The organism is Marinobacter alexandrii, assembly GCA_039984955.1.
Classification (GTDB): Bacteria; Bacteroidota; Bacteroidia; order Cytophagales; family Cyclobacteriaceae; genus Ekhidna.
Genome location: JBDWTN010000007.1, coordinates 814,049 through 832,505, shown reverse-complemented (window position 1 = coordinate 832,505; position 18,457 = coordinate 814,049). Strand labels below are relative to the sequence as shown.

At 38.0% G+C, this 18,457-nt stretch carries 11 protein-coding genes; 5 read left to right on the top strand and 6 right to left on the bottom strand.

All coding sequences use genetic code 11. The features are described 5' to 3' along the window. Positions 1–6: 6 nt before the first annotated feature. From ABJQ32_09975 to ABJQ32_09955, 5 genes are all read right to left on the bottom strand, one after another. Positions 7–3,447 (bottom strand): TonB-dependent receptor, encoded by a 3,441-nt coding sequence (locus ABJQ32_09975; protein ID MEP5289968.1) that lies wholly within the window; start codon positions 3,445–3,447, stop codon positions 7–9. A gap of 172 nt (positions 3,448–3,619) precedes the next feature. Continuing rightward, positions 3,620–4,768, bottom strand: a complete 1,149-nt coding sequence (locus ABJQ32_09970; GenBank protein ID MEP5289967.1) for a FecR domain-containing protein — start codon at positions 4,766–4,768, stop codon at positions 3,620–3,622. Between the two features lie 62 nt (positions 4,769–4,830). Then, positions 4,831–5,418 carry an RNA polymerase sigma-70 factor gene (locus ABJQ32_09965; GenBank protein MEP5289966.1) on the bottom strand — a complete coding sequence of 196 codons (588 nt, stop codon included), beginning with the start codon at positions 5,416–5,418 and terminating at the stop codon, positions 4,831–4,833. Positions 5,419–5,614: 196 nt separating this feature from the next. Further along, positions 5,615–9,244, bottom strand: a complete 3,630-nt coding sequence (locus tag ABJQ32_09960) for a M1 family aminopeptidase (protein MEP5289965.1) — start codon at positions 9,242–9,244, stop codon at positions 5,615–5,617. A 155-nt stretch (positions 9,245–9,399) separates the two neighbouring features. Beyond that, positions 9,400–10,272 carry an ABC transporter ATP-binding protein gene (locus tag ABJQ32_09955; GenBank protein MEP5289964.1) on the bottom strand — a complete coding sequence of 291 codons (873 nt, stop codon included), beginning with the start codon at positions 10,270–10,272 and terminating at the stop codon, positions 9,400–9,402. Positions 10,273–10,477: 205 nt separating this feature from the next. Here ABJQ32_09955 and ABJQ32_09950 point away from each other — a divergent pair, with 205 nt between their 5' ends. The 4 genes from ABJQ32_09950 to ABJQ32_09935 are packed head-to-tail and all read left to right on the top strand — an operon-like array spanning position 10,478 to position 12,580. Next, positions 10,478–11,239: a histidine kinase gene (locus ABJQ32_09950; protein MEP5289963.1), complete on the top strand. Its 762-nt coding sequence runs from the start codon at positions 10,478–10,480 to the stop codon at positions 11,237–11,239. Next, a complete protein-coding gene (locus ABJQ32_09945) occupies positions 11,236–11,937 on the top strand; it encodes a LytTR family DNA-binding domain-containing protein (protein ID MEP5289962.1) in 702 nt (233 codons plus the stop codon). Before ABJQ32_09950 ends, ABJQ32_09945 begins: the two co-directional genes overlap by 4 nt. 59 nt (positions 11,938–11,996) lie before the next feature. After that, complete coding sequence (locus tag ABJQ32_09940) at positions 11,997–12,212, top strand: hypothetical protein (GenBank protein ID MEP5289961.1); 216 nt, start codon at positions 11,997–11,999, stop codon at positions 12,210–12,212. Then, entirely contained in the window at positions 12,209–12,580 is a 372-nt protein-coding gene (locus ABJQ32_09935; protein ID MEP5289960.1) for a PIN domain-containing protein, read from the top strand. The genes ABJQ32_09940 and ABJQ32_09935 overlap by 4 nt, the downstream gene beginning before the upstream one ends. Positions 12,581–12,684: 104 nt before the next feature. Here the strand turns inward: ABJQ32_09935 and ABJQ32_09930 are convergent, their stop codons facing one another. Further along, complete coding sequence (locus ABJQ32_09930; protein ID MEP5289959.1) at positions 12,685–16,278, bottom strand: T9SS type A sorting domain-containing protein; 3,594 nt, start codon at positions 16,276–16,278, stop codon at positions 12,685–12,687. Between the two features lie 161 nt (positions 16,279–16,439). Here ABJQ32_09930 and ABJQ32_09925 point away from each other — a divergent pair, with 161 nt between their 5' ends. Continuing rightward, positions 16,440–18,140, top strand: coding sequence for a 7TM diverse intracellular signaling domain-containing protein (locus ABJQ32_09925; protein ID MEP5289958.1), 1,701 nt, complete (start codon positions 16,440–16,442; stop codon positions 18,138–18,140). Positions 18,141–18,457 lie beyond the last annotated feature (317 nt).

Sequence of the window (18,457 nt, the reverse complement as noted above, 5' to 3'; positions counted from 1 at the left end):
TTATGATTAAAAACCGATGTTTATTCCTGTAGTAAATACCCTTGCTATTGGAAAGCGATTGTTGTCTCTCCCTGAACTTATATCGTTGTTGAATAAGTTGGAAGCTTCTGGATCTGCACCAGGATAGTTGGTGATTGTAAACAGATTTTGAGCTGCAAAATAGATCGAGGCGCTATTTATGATGCCCATTTTAGTTGTTAGCTGAGAAGGTAGTGAATATCTCAAGCTAAGTGTTTTCAACCTTACATAGGACGCATCATAAACGTAATGACTTGATGTGCGATCGTTGTTGTTCGGGTCCCGGTATACACTTCTAGGAATGTCACTGGAACTGTTTTCAGGTGTCCAGGCATTCAAAACATCAATTACTTTGTTCTCACCAATGAATGTACTGGCGAAGTTTTGACTTCTTGCCAGAGCAAATGCTTCCAGATTGTTACCAATTGAGTAAGTGAAGAATGCAGATAGGGTAAACCCTTTGTAACTCAACTCACTGTTAAAACCTCCAAAAAAGTCCGGTTGGGTATCTCCAATTACCTGCTGATCTAGATTAGTAATGACTCCATCAGGAACTCCATCAGGACCTGTTATGTCTCTGAACAACAAATCACCGGGGGATGTCTCATCATCTTGATAGAATCCCGTAGGGGAGGAGGTATTCAGGGCGTCAATTTCTTCTTGCGTCTGAATGATTCCTTCAGCTACATATCCATAGATCAGACCGATAGGACTTCCTTTTCTAAGTCTTCCTCCGCCTCCGAATCCGGTAAGAAATCCATCTTCATCCTTGAAGTCATCAGAAATGGCTGTGAGTTCATTTCGATTTTTGCTGATATTAAAAGAGACATTCCAATTGAGATTGGGCTTATCTATAATGTCTCCTCTAATTTCTATCTCAATCCCTGTGTTCTTGGTATCTCCAACATTTGCTATGACTCTACCAGTTCCGGTACTTCCTGGCGTGATGGCGGTGAAAAGGGCATCATGAGTTTCTTTAGAGTAATAATTGAATACACCCGATAGCCTACCTTCAAACAGTGTAACGTCTATACCAACATCAAATTGATCAGTTGTTTCCCATTTTAATTGATCATTCCCAAGTTGAGATAAGATGACTGAAGGCTCTCCTCCATAATTGGAAGATTCAAACAATGTTCTCCACACATAAGGGCCAAAGTCTTGCTGGCCTGTTCTACCAATACTTGTTCGCAACTTGAGTTCATCGATAGGTCTTATTCCAGATAGAAAGGGTTCCTCAGAAACCCTCCATGCGACTGCTGCAGCTGGAAAAAAGGCATACTTATTATTTACAGCAAACTTTGAAGAGCCATCTACTCTGGCTGATAGTGTAAGTAAGTATTTATTATCATATCCATAATTCATTCGTCCAAAATAAGAGGCTAGCCCAGAGCCATTTTCGTCCGACGAACCATTGGTAAACACGGTTGCATTGGAAATGTTGCTCAATACATCATTGGAGAATCCTTCACCCCATGTTTTGTTGTTTGAAGTACTGGCTTTTTCGAAAGACGCACCAACTACTGTATTTATGTTGTGTTCATTTATGATCTTGTCATAGGTCAGAGTATTTTGCCATAATACGTTTGTGAACCTGCTTCTACTTTCTTGAGCATATCCATCACCATCACCAAATCTTCTGTCCCAGCCTCCTCTTGAGGTGAATCTTGGGTAGAATGCTTTTTGATTTCCAGCATTGTAGTTCATGCCAAAAAGAGTTTTGACATGTAACCCTTCTGCTATTTTTAGTTGAGTATAAAAGGAACCTAAAACAAGTAGCGTTTTATTACTTGTTGATGATTTTAACCTTGCAACAGGGTTTTCTTGAGTATACTGAGGTGAAAATGAAAAATTACCTTCCTCATCATAAACAGGTAGATCTGGTCTGAAATCATAGGTCAACTGAGTCAATGATCTGTCAGCTGAGTTTTGATCTGTATGAGATAGATTAAGTTTAGATCCAAACGTCCAAACTTCATTCATCTCAGTGTCGAGGTTTAGGTTAAATGAGTAGCGATCAAAACCAATCCCATCATAGACTCCATCCTGATTATTGATGCCAACAGATGTGCTGTATCGCGTTTTTTCTGACCCTCCAACTACATTGATATTGAAGGTAGTAGTAAGTGGATTGCCTGGGCTGATCTCATCTTCCCAGTTAGTGTCTGCATCACCAAAATAACTTTCGTCTAAAATACTGGTTGCGAATATATCAGCAGAACTGCCGTTTTCAACAGCAGTGGTCCAGACCTGCTTAAATTGTGCTGCATTGAGTACCGTTAGCGTATTAGCCTCTTGTGAACTAATTGAAAAGTCAACATTAAATTTTGGTGCAGATGCATAGGTTCCTTTTTTTGTGTTGATAATAATGACACCATTGGCAGCTCGAGAACCATATATGGCGGCTGCTGACGCATCTTTCAATACACTTATGGATTCAACATCTGCATTGTTGATATTACCCAAAGGCGTACTTATACCTTGTTGATCCAGTTGATCTCCTAACCTTCCACCTTCAGCGCCTCCAACAGGGATGTTGCTATTTGGCACTACAGGTATTCCATCTATGACATATAGAGGCTGGTTAGACCCGAATAAAGAAGACGTACCACGTATTCTTACCCTGGATGCAGCACCTGGCTGACCAGTGGCGCTTGAAATATATACGCCAGAGACCTGACCTTGCAGTGCATAGTCTAAATTAACTGTCGGCACCTGGTTAGCTATTCTTTTTGCCTCCACAGTACCTACAGAGCCCGTCAACGCTTCTTTTGTCGTAGTTCCATATCCTACAACGACGACCTCTCCTAGTCGGGCCAAATCTGCAAGCAGCACCACATTGATGAATGTTCTATCATCAACGACTACTTCAGTAGACACGAAACCTACATACGAAATAGATAATATGGCACCTTTTTCAGCTTCAATTCTAAAGTTTCCATCAATGTCTGTCTGAACGCCATTTAGGGTACCTTTTATTTGAATACTTGCTCCCGGCAATCCTTCACCATCCTCACTAGTCACTTTTCCTGATATAGTTACTAGAACGATTTCCTTTTTTGCAGGTGGCTTTCGTTTTAATACAATCTGCTCTTCGAAGATTTCAAAGGTTGTATTTGTGTTTTCGAATAGTTTTTCGAGAATGTCTGAAAGATATTCTTCTTTCGCTACTACGGAGACTTTTCTCCTATAGTCAACCTCTTTGTCGTTGTAAAGGAATTTGAACTCTGTGAGAGACTCTATTTTACTTAATACCTTCTCTACGCTCACATCTTCAAGATCCATGGTGACAATGGTCTTTTGTCCAAATGTATCACTGGCGTAGACCTGAAATAGCGAGCTTAAGATTAAGAGAGAAGTAAGTTTCATTTTTAAATCGATTTTAAATCGAAAAGGAGTGAGCTTCAGTAGCTCTATAAAAATTTTCATACTTTTGTATTTGGTTTGTGATTGATGAATTTCGATCACTTATATAGTCGGGAAATGTTCCAGCATTTTCCGATTTTTTTATCCCTTTTCATCGTTTCCGATTCTGGGACAAAGCGTGTGACCGTTTTTTTAATTAGTTGTCATTTTCTACTTCATAAGTGTTCTTTTTAGTTTAGTTGATAATTATTTGATTGTCTTTTATAGTATATCCTATAGCATAGTTCTTGTTAAATGCTTCCAATACTTGTTCGATGGTCTCTATATCAAAACTGGCAGTGAACGTTTCTTCGTTTAGCGCCGTATTGTTGCTATTAATTACCACGTTGTAATGCCGCTCTAGCTTCTTTATAATGTTTTTGAATGGCATATGCCTGAAGACAATCTTTCCGTTAATCCACGAGGTATAAAGCGAAGTACTTACTTCCTCAATCGAAATGTTTTTGTCTTCTTTATTCCAGATGGCCTGATGTCCAGGTTTGAGTCTTGTTGCATTTAGATTCTGTTCATCTTCGGAGAGACTAACTGAACCTTCAACTAATACTGTTCTTATGAATTCATCTTCGGGGTATGAAGACACGTTGAATTGTGTGCCAAGAACGGTTACATTGAGTTCATTTGCATTTACTATAAATGCGTGTTCCGAATCTTTTGCTACATCAAAGAATGCCTCGCCATCCAAAAATACCTGACGATTATTTCCACGAATAAATTCCACAGGATATTTCAGAGAACTACCAGCGTTTAAATGCACCTGAGTGCCATCAGACAATACTACTTTGAATCTCTTGCCATATGGAACATTGAGTGTGTTGTAGCTCAGGCTCTTTTCACTTTGATTCGGATCTCTTTTACGATAAGTAATGGTATTGCCGGATTGAGTACCCAGTACTTTACCTTTCGCATCTACTATCTTCGCATTAAGCCGAAACGTAATGACTTTTGCTTCATGATCACTCAAATTAAGGATGATGGCCTCCTCTGGAATAACAAGCTTTCCTGTTTCACTTTTGAAAAAACCTACAGAATAAAGAAATCCGAATCCAATGACTATACTGATCATAGCCGCATACTTCAGAAAAGGAATCAGATTGCGAGATTTGTAGGTAGGAGTAGAGTCAATAGTTGTCAAAAAGCTGGAGAATTTTTTATCTATATCTACTTTTTTTGTTGTCTCTTCAAAAGTAGAAGCGATGTACTGTGCTTTTAAGAGGTTAAATTTTTTGGCATTCTCGTCAGAAGCTAAAATCCAATCCTGAATCTCTTTTTCTTCTGTCTGTGTGGTAATACCCTTAAGATATTTTAAAATAGCTTGGTCTTGCATAACATGGATTATGCATTAAAGACGACTGAAATGAAATTTGTCCCTATCCGGTAGTGAAAGTTTTATAAAAAAAGGGTGAGAAAATCCCTTAATTGGAATTTCATGTGTTTTATCGCTTTGGAGATGTGGTTGTCAACTGTTTTGAGCGAGATACCCAATTCTTGAGCAATTTCAGACCTTTTTAAACCTTCTAGTTTATTTTTCATGAATACTTCTTTGCATTTTTCAGGAAGTAATTCGGCACTTTGCAATATTTTTTGTTCAAGCTCCTTTTCTAATAACAACGATGCTGCTTCATCTTTGAGGAATTGATAGTTAATGGTTGTTTTGTTAAGTAAGTTCTGCTCAATATATCCAAGCTTGACTTTTTCATGCTTCAAATAATCCAAGCAAGCGTTTTTGGTCATGGTATGGAGGTAACTATTGATATTGGATACATCTTTTAGCTTTTCTCGTTGTTCCCACATTTTGAGGAATACATTTTGAACGATTTCTTCTCCATCTTCCTCTCGAGTCAAATAGTTTTTTGATAAGTGTAATAGCTTGTCATAATAGAGCTTGAACAGTGTTTCGAGAGCAATTTTATTCCCTTTTTTTAGGAGGGCAATAAAGGAGTTTTTGTCAGTATCGAGCTTGTAATTTTCCAGCAAATTTTTATTTACAACAAGCCAATATAAATAAATTATTAAATCAGATGATTGGGTTAAAAATCAAACAGTTAAATAGAATAACCTATCTATTTGGAGCTTAAACCCCTTTTACTTGTCAGATTTGGGCTAGTTGAAAATAAAAATATTTAAGTGCAAAAATGCCTCAGATTTCTCCGAGGCATTTATGATATTATCGTCAGCTTTTTTCTTCAAGGGTCTTTACATTATTCCTAATATCTCTATCCAATAGTTTGAGTTTGGGATCAATTTCCACTTTTGTTGGCTCTTTATCTACTTCAATTTGCAACTCACTCAGCGATTCTTTAATGAGATGCTTTTTGCAATAAATGAGTTCTTCATTGCCATTTTCATCCTCAGCATAGATGCCAATTTCAATCCAGTCATTTAGGTTTACTTGTACATCGATACCTAAACTATCTGCTTGATACTTCTTAAAATCAGTAGTAAGGTTAACTAAGTATTTACCATTATTAGATGATTCATGCCAGCTATCTCTGATTACATTTTCATAGGTAGTAATGGTCTCGAATAGATCACTAATCACATATTGAAGACTATCAGGAGTCACATCTCGGAAGTAGCTAATGAGGTCAATGGTGGTTGGGTAATTATCCGTTTGCTTCTTAATCAAGCCATCAAAACTATCCCAATCTTTAATGAATCGTCTCAGTGCTACATTGACACTATCTTCTGAAATATAGTCTTGAAGAGCATAGAAATTGACAAGCCCTTTGGCGTAGTAAACATAAGATTGTCCTGACTCTACCAAATTCATTGGCATCTCCTTCGATCTTTCTCTATTGCGCCCTTTGAAATACTTCTTTCTCTCCGATTTCACTAATTGCACAACCTTGCTTTCAGGAAACTCATTTTTCAATATCATAAGTGCAGAATATTGAGCCAGAGATTCATTAATCATCGATTGCCCCTGTACATGAGCTGGATTTACCTGGTGGCCCCACCATTGATGAGCTAGCTCATGCGCTATGACATAAAATGCCATGTCCACATCTTCTTGATCATCTATATTCATTACAAAACCTAGGTCTTCCGAAAATGGGACCGTGTTGGGGAAGGATTGGGCTTTGCTTGCATAAACCGGCACTTCTAAAATTCTCATCTGTTGATATTGGTAAGCACCAAAATTTTGACTCATATAGTCAAAGGAAGATTTCATTCCCTTCATCATTCTATCCAGGTTATACTCATGACCTTCATGATAGTAGATTTCAAGACTCACCTTATCGCCTAAACTATCAGTTTGTGGTTTCCACTCATCCTTTTTTACTTGATACTCGGCAGATACGATGGAGTAGAAATTAGACATAGGCTTATCCATTTTGTAGTGATAATAATTTCGATCATTTTCTTTCCACTCCTTTTGTAAGTATCCAGGTGCAACGGCAGTTTGATCACCATCCGTACCAATGATTATTTCAAAATTTATTTCCTCACCATCTCCGTCTGATCTTCCTTCTTTTAATCCAAACGGATCATCGATTGCTGGTTTGATAGATTTTGGATTTAAATCATACGCTGAGCGATCCTCATTGTCTCTCAGTTCAATGTCATTGTTGTATCCAATCGTGGGGAAATAGAAATTATCAAAGAAGGTTCCATTATAGACAATATCGCTTCCAGATCTCTGCTGAAATCCATGCGAAGTGAATTCTTGCTTGAATTTCATTTTTATAGAATCACCCGGATATAGAGGCTTTACTAATCCATGTATTGAATAGCTGTACCATTCATATTGATTGTTGATGTTTGAGCCACCATCTAATTCCACATAGGTTAAAGTCACTTGATCATTGGGAAGCTTTTGAATATGTATTTCTGAAATGGGTACTTCTTCAGTATTGGTAAGTATATAATATCCTTCCGCTTCAAAATTTCTATTGGAAGGGTAGAGCTCCATCTCCAAATACACATCTACAATCTTAGGCTGAGGCATATGCTCAAATTGCTTGAGTTCTTTTTCATAGCTCACCTGTTGTAGTTGCTGATCACTTTGAGATGAATACTCATTAAGCACATTGGTATTGTAAAAGATATAGCATCCAGATAAACTGAATAGTGTCAGGATCACGATTGTTGTACTCAGAAGCGGTCTTGTCAGCCTATACTTAATTGCTTTGAATCTTTTTACTAGTTGGGTTTCCTTTCCTCTAGGAAAAAGAACAACAGCTACTACGAACATCAACAGAGCAAATAAGGTCCAGTAGACTTTGAACCATAGATAGGGAGTAAGGAAATGACCATACCCGTTCATATCGGAGTATGTTTGTAGCGCTCCTCCTCCGAACGAATATAGCCCATGATCAAGGCCCAGGATAGCAAGCAAGAGTGTGGATGCGAAGACAAATATTACCACCACCAGGTGTCCTAAAAACTTGTGATTTACAATAGACTGAAAAAAGAAGGCTATAAAAGTCAATAAGACAAGAAATGGAAATATCTCTACAAATAGTCCGCTGAAGTAGACGTCAAGTTCAAACTGATAGTAGCCATTAGATGCCTGAAAAGATATTCCAGCTATTATCATGACTAGCATTATTACAACATAGGTAAGAATAAGTCCAATGAATTTACCAGCCATATGAATAAAATCAGACATAGGTAGTGCATCAGCTATATCACTGATCTTGGCATCTCGTTCTTTCCAAATCAATTCTCCGGAATAGAATATTACAATAGCAAGGAAGAATAGAATGGTGTTTTCCATCAGCTCACCCACAATAAGATAGGTTTTTGGGTAACTATCTACACCGAATGTTGTGCCTACATCGAAGGAGCTTATGACTAGAATCCCTGTACCACAAAGAACGATTGTCCAGAATGGAACTTCCTTAAGGATAGATTTGAAGTTGAAGATTGCGTGTCGAAGAAGCTGTCTTAAGCTTGATTTAAGACCATGCTGGATTCGGAAGGATGGTATTTTGATCTGAGAAAGGTCTTTTGTGCTTGTGCTTGTATCTTGTTTTCTGGTCAACTGCTTCCGAGAAGCTTTTCCTTGAATCACGCTAAACTTGAAGAAATAGTTACCAACCAGAAGAGCCAGTATTCCAATGCCACTCCAGATCAAACGATTAGATAAAAGAACACCCTCTATTGGAACCATGAGCGAATTACGATCAATTGTTGTCCATGCTTGTGTTGATATTCTAATGCTCTGAAAAGTGAATGGTTCCAAGAGAGCAGTCAATGTGAGGTCCTCAGCTCCAGCTGCCAAACTGATAGAAAGGAGGTAAATAACGAGAAAGAAAAAACCTTGTGTATAAACCACCAGGAGCTTGCGACTCAATGCTCCAGTTACAAAGAAGATAGCTCCTCCATAAAACAAAGTTGGTATCACCAGAAAAAGAAATGGTTGTAAGTAGTACCATGCATCAAATGGCAAAAGCTTACTTGAATCTAGCCATGGCATGAAGTCTCCAATAGCCATGCCTAATGGCACACTGATGAAAATGAAAATGAGTACCATGAAAGAACCTAAAAATCTGCCGAGTAGATAGTCACTTTTTTTAATCGGGTTTACAAACATTAAAGACTCCATTTGGTGATCAAAATCTCTTAATATGGAGACACCCATAATCATTGAAATTACCATCATAAAGAGCGCTGAGATAATACCCATGGTTCGTGCTATCACGATTGGAGCATTTCTTTTCAAAGGATCGAGCTGCCCTTCAAAAATGACGTCAACAGCTATGATTGAATAAAGAAATAGAATGATGAAGTAGATATATGTATCTGGTCGTCTAGCTCTATATTTTAATTCGAATTTGAAAATTTCGTACCACATGATATGTTGTGTTTAAATTTTAGTTTTTTGATAGTTTAAGTAGCATTTTCTGAATTTATTTCAGAACTCATAGTGCTTGATCAGCTATTGATTTAGATCCTGAAACAAGCCTGATTGCCGGCAAGGCAGTTTCAGGTTGACTCATGAATCAAATGTTAGTTTTTCGAAATCTGAGAGAAATAGACATCTTCCAGATTGGCTTGAGTAGGTAGGAATCCATCTCCCGGACTTTCCTCACTTATGATTTGAATCACAGGTTGACCATGCAAGAGTTTATCAGCAATGACCGTGTAGTGAGCTCGGTAATTTTCTAATTCATTCTTTTGGATGGTCTTTTGATAGATGCGGCCTTTTAGTTGATGGATAAGCTTAAGCGGATTTCCGGTCAGCAATACTTCACCATGGTTGATGATGGCCATATTGGTGCATAGCTCTTTTACATCATCAACGATGTGAGTCGAAAGAATGACAACCGTATTCTCGCCAATTTCACTTAGAAGGTTGTAAAATCGGTTTCGTTCAGCAGGATCCAAACCAGCTGTGGGTTCATCGACAATAATTAGCTTCGGATTGGCAAGCAAGGCTTGAGCGATCCCAAACCGCTGTTTCATTCCACCTGAATATCCTCCTAGATTTTTCTTCCTTTTTTCATACAAGTTGGTTTTTTGAAGGAGGATTCTTACAATTTCTTTTCGCTGTTTTTTATCGGTTATTCCTTTGAGTACAGCTAAATGATTAAGCAAATCCTCAGCGGATATTTTTGGATAAACTCCGAATTCTTGAGGTAGATAACCTAATGCTTTCCTTACTTCATCTTTTTGGGTAAGTACATCAGTATTGCCTAGTGTGATCGAACCTGAATCTGGTTCTTGCAGCGTTGCGATTGTCCTCATCAAGGTAGATTTTCCAGCCCCGTTTGGACCCAATAGCCCAAACATTCCGGTGGGGATATCTAGTGAAATGTTATTAAGTGCTTTTACTCCGTTTGCGTATGTCTTTGAAAGACCTTGAATTTTAAGTGTGCTCATTTTGATTTTGAATTAGTGTTGAGCAAACATGAATTAGAGTAGTAGGGAGTGAAAATTAGTGGGACAAACAGCTAAAAGTCGATGATATACTCACTCGTTGGGGATTTGAAGCCATTTCATCACTAAATCTGATAAGTTTATGCACGGTGATTGACTGTTTATCAACTTCTTTGTAAGGGGTAAAGCAGTTGACTAAAATTGAGTCATGATAAGATTTGTAAAAAGACACGCACTAAGATTCATCATCCTTACCTACTTCATTCTCTTGATTATAGCTGGCATTGCTGAGGACGCAGAGCTCCAAGTTGTTGTCTTCACATTTTTCTTTACTATCCTGATAGTTACTCCTTGGCTGATTTGGCAAATCAGATCGTTACTAAGACTCAAGAATGAAAAATCAAAGACTGAACTTCTGCATTTACAAAGTCAGGTAAACCCACACTTTTTCTTCAACACACTTAACAACCTTTATGGTCTTATTGAAACTGATCCGAAGAAAGCTGGAAAATTGGTGCTGAAGCTCTCAGATATGATGCGTTACAGTATTTATGAAGGAGAAAAAGAAACCGTAACTATCAAGGAGGAAATTGATTATCTGAAAAACTACATTGAGTTACATAAAATGCGATACCGCAAGAAGATTGATGTTCAATTTGATCATCATATTATCGATGAAAGCCTCAAAGTAATGCCACTGCTTTTTATTCTTCTCTTAGAAAATGCATTCAAGCATGGCGTAGAAAACTTAAGAGAAAAGGCCTATGTGAAAATATACCTTAGCACAAGCGACTCAGAGATTCATTTTACCATTGAAAACAACTTTGATAAAGAAGCACTGAGTGAAGAGAAAGGTATAGGTATCAAAAACTTGAAAAGAAGACTAGAACTTGCTTATCCCAGGAGGCATTCATTAAGTATCTCTTCATCAGGGGATATTTATAAGGCGCAGCTAACTTTGAAGAAATGAAAATCAAATACCTGATTGTTGATGATGAGTATGTGGCGCATGATATCATTAAAGGATACTGTGACCTTTTGCCCAATATGGATTTGCAAAAGAATTGCTACGATGCACTAGAGGCTCTGGATTATCTTAATTCAAATGAGGTAGATCTCATATTCCTTGATCTAAATATGCCAAAGCTAAAGGGGTTTGATTTCCTGAAAACATTATCAAACCCGCCCAAAGTCATCGTAACAACTGCCTACAGTGAGTTTGCACTCGAAGGATATGAATTGAATGTGACTGACTACTTACTCAAACCATTCAGCTTTGAGCGATTTCTTAAGGCTGTCAATAAAGCTACTGGTTCAGTCGAAGCGAAGCAGGTTACTGTTGAGAAGCAGGTTGCATCCAGGTCTACTACAATATTCCTTCGAGCCGATAAGAAATACACACAGGTTAATGTGGATGATATCTTGTATATGGAATCAGTTGGTAATTATGCTAAGGTAGTACTGAAAGAAGAGGTTGTTACAGTCAGAGAAAAAATCTCAGATCTACTGGAGTCACTGCCAGAAGAAAATTTTATTCAGGTACACAAATCATTTGCAGTAGCCACTCAGCATATTCACAGTATTGAAGGGAATCGAATATTCATTGAGGATCATACAGTTCCTATTGGTAAGATGTATAAGATGAATGTTGATCAGTTAGTAAGGTAATTATTTTCGTATCCAATTTATATTTTTATCGTATATTTGATACGATAAATTTAATAATTATGAAAGTAACAGCTCTCATCCCTGATAAATTGATTGAAGAAGTACAGAAAACTTCTGGAGGGAAAAATATTACCGAAAGCCTCATCATAGCACTTCAGCATTATGTAAGTTCAAAAAAAATTTACGATGTGCTGGATGAAATTGACAGGGAGCCTTTAGTTTTTAGAGAGGATTTCACGGCATATGGTATCCGTAAGGTCAATAGGAATCGATGATATTAGTAGATACTTCTGTATGGATTTCTTTCCTTAAAAAGGATGACGAAGATTTGTCATACATTCTAAAGACTTATCTTAAGAAACAGGATGTCCATACATTGTCTGTCGTTTTTGGAGAGCTGTATCAGGGTGTAAAGAATAGACGAGAGAAAGAGATATTAGATATTATATGGTCAAGCCTTCCTAAAATTGATGAAGAGGATTTATTCATTAAAGCAGGACAACTATCAAATGAGTATAGACTTTATGCTAAAGGTGTAGGCTTAATTGATTGCGCTTTGCTTTCTGCTTGTTTCGAATTCAATCTGAATCTTTGGACGCTTGATAAAAAATTAGATAATGCCTTTACAGAGATTAATGGTTAATTAGGTCGGGTTATTTGCTCGTATATAGCATTGTACAGGTGGAATACAAAGTTAAAGGGTGACTCCTGGAGCCACCCATCGCATTAGCCATAGCTAATGCCGCCTTAGTTTCCTTTGATTAGTTTTTCCTTAATTATTGCGTGACTGCTTTTTATGTGCAGTATATATAATCCATCGGGCAGGTCAGAGATATTTATTTCTCCACTTTTTAATTTGAAAGATTTTACTTCCCGACCTTCTGAGGTGAATAGCTTGACTTCTACTATTTCTTCGCTTTCGAAAGTCAAGAAATTGGTCGTCGGGTTAGGATAGAATCTTATACCTAAATCAGGATCAATAGCTAAAACTGGTTCCTCAAATACTTCAAATGATATGCTTTCGCTAGTATTATTAAAGTTTTCGTTTCCTGTCTGATTAACAGTGACTGTCACAATCCCGGTAATGCCATCTAGTGTGATAAATGTTCCGTTGATTGTAGCCGGTCCGTCGATTTCATATGTTAGACCTAGGCCTGAATTAATCATAGCTGAAACCTCAAAAGGCTGATCATTAATGGTTTTATCTTCGATGGTCTCGATAGTAATGATTTGGTCTGCTTTCGCAATTTCGAACGTTTGGATGACTTCACTTGCAGGATTAAAGTCATCACCCCCACTTTGATTGGCAGCTATCGTAACTGTTCCTGCTCCCGTGATGGTTACCGTGTTCCCAGAGATCGCTACTGGACCATCGACTACACTCAATTCAACGTCAAGACCTGATGAAGTAGAGACGGTTAGATCGAATGGAGCGCCACCAAAGACCTTATCTGCTATTTCGTTGAAAGTGATCGTTTGTTCATTTTTCAGGCATGCTTCTACAACCACTATTGCAGTGGCACTTGATTCATTTCCAGCAGGATCCGTAGCTGTTAGTATAATAGTATTCTCACCTATGTCAGCACATGTAAATGAGTTGGTGTCTAGTGAAAGAGAAAGTGGATTGCCCCCGAGATCATAGCTGCCATTATCCACATCAGCAGGTTCTATTTCCAAAGTACCACCAGCGTAAATGCTCAATTCTATGTTTTTGGTGGATACTGTAGGATCAACATCGTCGATCAATGTGATTGAAAAAGATTTCTTTAAAGATTTACCTTCATTATCAGTGGCCGAGATATAGACCATGTATTCACGAGTTGCCAGATCTATTGTATTATTAATATATAAAGCTTGATCCTGAAGATAGAAAAGTGAATTGTCTCCTTCATTTTCAGTGAGTAAGAATGCGTGCGTATCTTCTGTCTCCGGATCTATTGCAGAAAGAGACCCGACAAGGGCATTCTCACCAACAGATTGATTAATGGAAAGTTCACTTAGCACAATATCTGAAGGAGGACGATTTGGATTCGTAGTATTGATCCACAACTGTGTCGTGCTAAAGGGTTCTATTTCCCAAATATTTCCTGAGATTAAAACATCCAAGTCACTATCACCATCAATATCGATCCAGTTTGCTTCGCCGAAAAAGATGGTGGGAATGTTATTGACAATCTCAGAGAAAACGCCATTTTCGTTGGAGTATATCATGGTTTTTGATTCTATATTTGACTCGCCAACAGCAAGTATATCCATATCTCCATCTAAGTCATGATCTCCCCACATTGCTGAGCCAAAGGTTTTCCCCTCCAATCCTGCGTCTACTTCATTGAATATCCCGTCATTGTTTTGATAGATAAGTGTGTGTGCAACCAAAGCTTCATCCATTCCTCCGATCAGCAAATCAAGATCACCATCCAGGTCATAATCAGTCCATTCCAATGCGTTTTGTTCAGTCAGTCCTGTCAATCCATCTACCGCATCTACAAAAACACCGTCATCATTACGATAGATCTTTGCAAGCAAAACAAAATGTTCGCCTCCGGTAATGGCCAGGTCTAAATCTCCGTCATTATCATAATCTCCCCAGTCCACAGCTCCAGAATTTGCTTGAATAATGTCGGATGCAAGTAGTGTAAAGCTTCCATTGGTGTTGGTATAAATGGTCGTTGATTTAGTGAATTCAGCAGTGAGTCCACCTACGATGAGGTCCAGATCACCATCCTGATCATAATCCCCCCATTTTCCATAGGAATCCCCGTTCTGTCCTACAACTGTAAGTCCAGAATTTGTAGGAGTAAATGTGCCATCTGTATTTTGGTAAATATCGGTTACTGGTCCACTATCTGTAAACCCTGTCACTAGCAAATCAAGATCTCCATCCTGGTCGTAATCTCCCAAGTCTAGTGATCCCCCAGTTTTTCCTGGCACACCACTTATCATTCCTTCTAGTTCACCACCATTGTTTTTGTAAATGATAACTGTATCCTGTCCAAGCTCATCTAGTCCGGATATCACGATATCTTCGTCACCATCTCCATCAAGATCTCCTACTGCCAGGGTACTTGAACCCAAATCTGTCAGTAAATCGGAAGTAGTTATATCCTTCACAAAAAGTTGATCCTCTCCATTTTTGTATAGTTTCCTGATGTCGGTTAGTTCACCTTCACCGGCCAGTAGGATATCGAGATCAAGGTCCATATCATAATCTATCCATGAGGCCTCCCCGTAGAATACTCCTGGAAGCGCAATAAGAGCATCTTCAAACACTCCAGCATTGTTTTTATAGATTTTTGAAATAGACGTTAGTTCTATATAAATATCTGATATCCCAGTGATTAGAAGATCCAGGTCTCCATCTTGATCATAATCCCCCCAGTCAGTAGAGCTAAATAATACTCCTTCAAGAGGCGCAGAAATATCGGTAAAGATTCCTGCACCATTGTTTTCATAAATGAACGATTGGGGATCATAAAGCGTACCGAACTCTATCTGTTCAAAAACAGTAGAGCCCGAAAAAGCAATGTCCAGATCTCCATCATTATCATAATCTCCCCATTTAGCAGAACTAACGTAAACCCCCTGAAGTCCAGCATTGATATCTGTGAACGTACCGCCATCATTATTATAGATGGATGATTTACATAGGAAGGCATCACGGTCAAATCCGGTTATCAAAAGGTCGAGATCGTTATCCTGGTCATAATCGGCCCAGCTAAGAGATCCGTTTTCGGCAATCGGTAATGTGACGTCTAACTTAGTAAACATGCCGTCAGTGTTAGTATAGATCATGGCCCGAAGGTTATCCAGATCATCTTCCATAATCACCGCCAGGTCTGGATCTCCATCCTGATCATAGTCGCCCCAGACTGCAGCATGAGAAAGCCGGATAGGCAGACCAACATTGTTAAGGCCATCGTTAACAAGGGTAAATGTGCCGGCATTATTTTGATATAGACGAAGGTATTGACTGTCAAAATTACCCAGTTGACGAGAGCGACTGACGATAAGATCTAAATCTCCATCTCCGTCATAGTCGGCCCAATCCAGGGTTCCTCCATTGGTACCCGACACACCTATATCATGATATGTTAAACCCCCATTCTCATTAATGTAGAGTTCTAAGTCATTGCGCGCATCCGAACTCAATACCAAATCGAGATCTCCGTCCATATCATAGTCACCCCAGGCTGTAACAGCGCCACCGCCGTATCTATCTATAGTATCACTGTTTGCTATGTCCTCAAAAAACTGCGCATAACATTGAGAAGTAAACAGTATGGTAAAAATTAAAGAACTAGCCCATTTGGCTACATTATTGAATTGTTTTTTATGACTCATAAGTTGATACTGGTTCGTTGAAAACCAATATTAAGATGGATGTCTGGTATGTCTAAGATTTTACCTACTGCATACCTACTACATGGAGTTTATTTGTAAATAGTGGGCGGTAGATTAAAATGGTTCGCTAGATTTAACCTTTATCGTACCAGCCAGAATTCATGAAAAAGCTTTTTACCATTTTCTCAAGCTTTTTGCTATTCCATTTTATATGTCTTGGTTCTCAATATGAATCGAGTGAAGTGATTGTGAGCGGTCAGGATTCTTTTTTTTCTCTTACCAGGCTACAGAATTCTCAAGTTGAAGTTCTGATAGATTCGACTAGAAAGATGGAGATTGGAGAAGTCATTTCCAGCTTACAATTTGAATCAGTTGGATTGAGTGAATTTTCTTCAGAGAATAATTATTGGTTCAAAGTTGTGCTTCAAAATCACTCAACTTCTGGTCACACTTTACTCTTGTTTAGCAATGAATGGAAAAATTCGTATTGGGAATTTTCTGAAAATGGCTTAGTCGATCGTGGCACAAAGGGTGTATTGATTTCAAAGATTCATGATGACTTTTATACAGGTCAGAATAATGAATGCAAACTGAAGGTTAAACTAGAGATGAACTCAACCAAAACTATCTACATAAAGATAGATGGAAATATAGGAGACTTACCTTTCAAAATAGATACAGGTATCTCAATTCAACAATTAAAATCATTTGAAGAAGAGGCATCAAAGGACTTGATGGCTATTAGCATATTTATCGGGATGGTCGTTGTAATCATCTTAACGAATATGGTGCTAGGATTAGTTTTTAAGGAGACCAGCAGTACATACTATTTATTTTTTGTGATCTGCATGAGCTTGTTCCAAGCGGGATATTACAAGTTTTTTTGGTTCATCAATCCCAAAATCAGCTTTGATTTCAGCTTAATATTTTCGGTTATCTGGCTTTTCTACGTACTGTTCGCTAGTTCTTATCTGGATTTTAGGAAAAAGTCATCCCAGGGGTGGAAGTTCAGTTTGGCATTGATTGGCTTTACCGGAATATCTACGATTGGATTGGTAATTCTCTATTTCAATTCTACGGAATACTATTATCAGGTTTTACCTAGATTAAACACAGTCTTTGCAATTGTTTCAATGCCATTCATATACTATGTTGCCATTCAACCAGGGAAACTGAAATATTTTGTTTTGGTTGCACTTGGGTTTGGAATACTCGGCAGTGTAACAACAACACTTTCGCTGCATTTTACATTCCTTACAAGCTCATATGTTTATTCATTGATTGGATCCGGGTTGGAGATAAGCTGCTTCCTCGTTGGCCTGGCATATAAAATGAACTTCAACAAACAAGAAGCAGAAAGAGCCATATTTGAAGCTAAGGAAAGAGAAAGAGAAAAGGAACATTTGCTAGAAATTAAGCAGCTTCAGGAAGAAAAATTCGAAACTGAGATGAGGTTAAAGAATAATGAATTGACCAGCCTATCTATAGGGGTAGCAGCTAAAACTGAAGTGCTCGATAAAGTATACCATTACATAAAAAACAATGATAACGGTGTGGGCAGGGAATTACTATCGGAGATCAAAGCTAAGCTTAGAATTGACGAAGACTGGAAGACATTTAAGATCAGGTTTGAAAAAGTGAATCCCACGTTTTTTGATGAACTGCTAAAGATTGAGCAAGACTTAACTGAGAATGACTTACGTTTTGCATCACTCTTGTATGTCCAGTTAGATACTCATGAGATCTGCCAACTGCTCAACCTGTCTCAAAGAACAGTTCAAACTAATAAGTATAGACTCAAGAAAAAGCTAGGCTTACCAAAAGAAGTGGATTTGATAGAATACTTAATCAATTTGACTTAGAAAATAATAGTTTTTAAAAAACTAAGACTCCTTTGCCCACTTCATTGTCGTAGTTATAGCTAAAATATGTCATATTTTGTTTTCGGAATTTTACTTGAATGAAGGCACTATTCAATTTTAATTTTTGAGGATATAAGCTCCTCTAGTAGACTTAAAAACCGATTACCCTTGGGGTTTGCAACCCATGAATTTCACTATCCTTCTGTTTCTATGGAAATCCTGATTTTAGCTTTCTCGTTCTTCTGGCCTTCAATGAATCGATTATAGGATTCAATCATATCCCTCAAAATGGCTGTGTATTCTAGCTTTAGAAATAG